The sequence below is a fragment of the Mesorhizobium sp. P5_C1 genome, from assembly GCF_054049815.1.
Map to the genome: position 1 here is coordinate 1 of NZ_JBFULQ010000930.1, position 1,414 is coordinate 1,414.

General features: G+C 59.7%; 2 protein-coding genes. One reads left to right on the plus strand and one right to left on the minus strand.

Going from position 1 to position 1,414, the window contains the following annotated elements; all coding sequences use genetic code 11:
- Positions 1–274 precede the first annotated feature (274 nt).
- Positions 275–475 (plus strand): hypothetical protein, encoded by a 201-nt coding sequence (locus ACXJ7R_RS32690; RefSeq protein ID WP_457155404.1) that lies wholly within the window; start codon positions 275–277, stop codon positions 473–475.
- A gap of 635 nt (positions 476–1,110) precedes the next feature.
- Here ACXJ7R_RS32690 and ACXJ7R_RS32695 read toward each other — a convergent pair.
- A complete protein-coding gene (locus tag ACXJ7R_RS32695) occupies positions 1,111–1,389 on the minus strand; it encodes a hypothetical protein (protein WP_457155405.1) in 279 nt (92 codons plus the stop codon).
- Positions 1,390–1,414: the final 25 nt, after the last annotated feature.

The window sequence follows — 1,414 nt, forward strand, 5'->3', positions numbered from 1 at the left end:
GTCGCCGCCGGTTGTCTTCGTGAAGAAACCAGAGGACCGATGGAATCGGTGAAATGGTCGAAATTATTAGCTTTGAACTGGCGAAGGCCAGACAGCGCGTAAAGCGCGCCGGGCGCTTCCTGGACCGAGCAAACAAGCAACTGGACGACGACTGCGGCGTTGCTCTCAGCCTTGCGCTGTGCGCCAGGATCCGGACTGACCAGGCTCGAGTGATCGACGCACGGGAGCGCTTTCGGAAGGTCCCCCTGTGCCGTATTACTGAGGATTTGGCGCCATGATGTTGTTCGAACCACTCAACTCTGACGGGCACAAGCGCAGCGTGATTTACCATGCCGCTCGGTTGACGATGATCCAAGAACGAATGCTGAAGCGCTTCGATAAGGTCGACGAAGCGGCCCACAAGGTCCAGGCAGCAGCGGAAACCTTCGCCGAGACTGTTCGGCCCGCCGGAAGCACTGAGACGCTCGGTATGTGATTCCGTCCCCGCGACGGTGCGGCACGCGTTCATGGCAACCACCCGGCGACGACGTGTGACAGGCTGTAGCCAACTGTGACGGAACCTACACAGCCGGGAGAGGGTTTCCCGAACCCGAACTTTGACGCGATTTCGGATGCCGAGGAGCGTATTAAGTGCGCCGAACTCGCACTGCGTCGCACTGAAGAGATGCCGAAAACATCGCGCGCGCGGGTTGAACCAGGTCGGCGTCTCATTCGTCGCGGGCCTCAGGCCAGCGCCRCAAAAAACTCCCTTTCGAGCACTGCAGCCACAGCGTCGACGGATGCCGAGCGCGGCGCATCGTGCGCGGCTTTCCGCTAAACGGAAGGCAAAGTGACACCGCCTATCCATCGCCGAAGAGCTTGAGAGYGCCGCCGACCGTATCGCGGACATGTCGCGGGCGGATCTTCAGATCATTCTCCGCCGCGCTGCCTTAAGCGAGACGGATGGGCGCGCATAGGGCCATTCGTATGCCCGCCATTTGGTCTGTTAGGCGTCGCGCGCAACGGATACCCTAGTCGCCCTGGCCGGCGCTTTTTTCAGGCAACCTCGAAAGTGGCGCCGGCCATTGCACAGCGCGAAGGCGGACGCAGTGCGCCCTGCCTTCGACGTTGTTAGCCCCCCATCTTCTTTGCCATCGCGCAGAAATCTGCGTGCGAYTTGTTRAGTGTGGTATCKCCGCAGTCYTTCAACACCGCCTTCTGTTCATCGGGTTTCATAGACATCCATGCGGTCTTGAAATCCGCTTCTGTCCTCAACGTTTTCATGCCGGCATCGGTGAAGAASGGCGACATCTTTGCCGGRTCGTCGAGCGCGGATGTACTRCCAGCAAGWGCSGCACCAGTCATCATCGTAAGCGCCAYCGCGCCCATTGTGAGCATCTTGATGTTCATTGTTTCCTCCGTSGTTAGGTCCGTT

Bases quoted from the DNA above. Each gene is read 5' to 3' on its own strand.
- ACXJ7R_RS32690 (WP_457155404.1), top strand. From the start codon at position 275: ATGATGTTGTTCGAACCACTCAACTCTGACGGGCACAAGCGCAGCGTG.